2 protein-coding genes are annotated in these 1,123 nt (G+C 57.7%); both read right to left on the bottom strand.

The window, feature by feature from the left end:
- Nucleotides 1-66: 66 nt before the first annotated feature.
- On the bottom strand, nucleotides 67-825 hold the full coding sequence (locus RIL96_RS13260; RefSeq protein ID WP_310549486.1) for a hypothetical protein: 759 nt from the start codon (nucleotides 823-825) through the stop codon (nucleotides 67-69).
- A gap of 110 nt (nucleotides 826-935) precedes the next feature.
- Nucleotides 936-1,123 (bottom strand): hypothetical protein (locus tag RIL96_RS13255; protein ID WP_310549485.1); only part of this gene is annotated, 188 nt, incomplete at its 5' end.

The raw sequence follows: 1,123 nt of genomic DNA, 5'->3' as shown, positions 1-1,123 counted from the left end.
GCAATACTGATAAAGTGGACACCGGCCACCGCCTGAGGAACCCGGCACCAACCTGCAACGGGCCACTCATTCTTCGGCCGCCTCAGAAGCTTCAAGCTCTTCGATATCCTTCATCTGGCGGGGATTATCCGGTCCGAATTCCTCTTCTCTCTCTTGCCTACGCCGCTCGATGATCCGCTCGTAAGCTGCCACCACACTTTCGTCGTCTGATTTCCGTGTCTGATACGTCGCCCTGAAACCATCAGCAGTGATGTTGCTCGCGATCAGGAAGATCCGGTCCTCTTCCCTGCCGGCGCCATAGAAGATCCTGCCGTATTTATCCACACCACCGCTGTTGTTGATGTTCTCGCTCAGACCCAGCTCCGCGGCGATCTCCCCAGCCGTCGCATAGGTCTCCTCCACATCCCCATCGGGCATATCAAAATTGATGACATGGTTATACCCGTCATAACTCGGCCTCGCAGGGACCTCCTCATCATGACGCTGAGCAGACCACAGCTCACCATCAATAGTCGCGACCTCATCACCGAAGTGCTCCCGCATCACCTCAACCACCGCTTCTAACTCGGCCATCTGCTCACCCTGGGTATACCCACCCTCAACATCAATGAGCCCCTCACCCGCACCCTCACCATCAGTCACAGAGGCACCGGTCGGCTCGCTCCCGCCCTCAGCCTCCGAGCCAGCCCCAGACTCCGAACGAGCCCCAGGCTCTGAGGGAGGCCCGGGCTCTGTGCCGCACCCGCCCAGGAACAACACAGCAGCTATCACCAGCCCTCCCACAGAGACCATCGATGCTGAACGATGCAGCTTCAGTATCGCCATCGACACCCGAACTCCTCCTCACCAAGCCACCAGCCCCAGCCAGAAACCCTCCAGAACAACCCAGCGACAGCATGACACCCGGCAGCATGACACCCCACCGTACAAACCGCTCAGCTCATATCACCTATCACCGCCACGAAGAAAAAATCATTCCCATTGCAGAACCCGAGTAAGTTATCCAGCTCATCGACTGATAACGAAGAATCCTGAACATCAGACCACCCCGCAATACCCTTCAGAACCACCACAACAGCCTGGCCACGAACAATACCCGCACCCACAACCACACGAAACCCCC

This window comes from Nesterenkonia aerolata (assembly GCF_031470965.1).
GTDB classification, from domain to species: domain Bacteria; phylum Actinomycetota; class Actinomycetes; order Actinomycetales; family Micrococcaceae; genus Nesterenkonia; species Nesterenkonia aerolata.
Note: the sequence above shows the minus strand (reverse complement) of the source record. Positions and strands in the feature narration are given on the sequence as shown.

Coding starts and splice junctions, on each gene's coding strand:
- RIL96_RS13260 (WP_310549486.1), bottom strand. CDS start 825: ATGGCGATACTGAAGCTGCATCGTTCAGCATCGATGGTCTCTGTGGGA.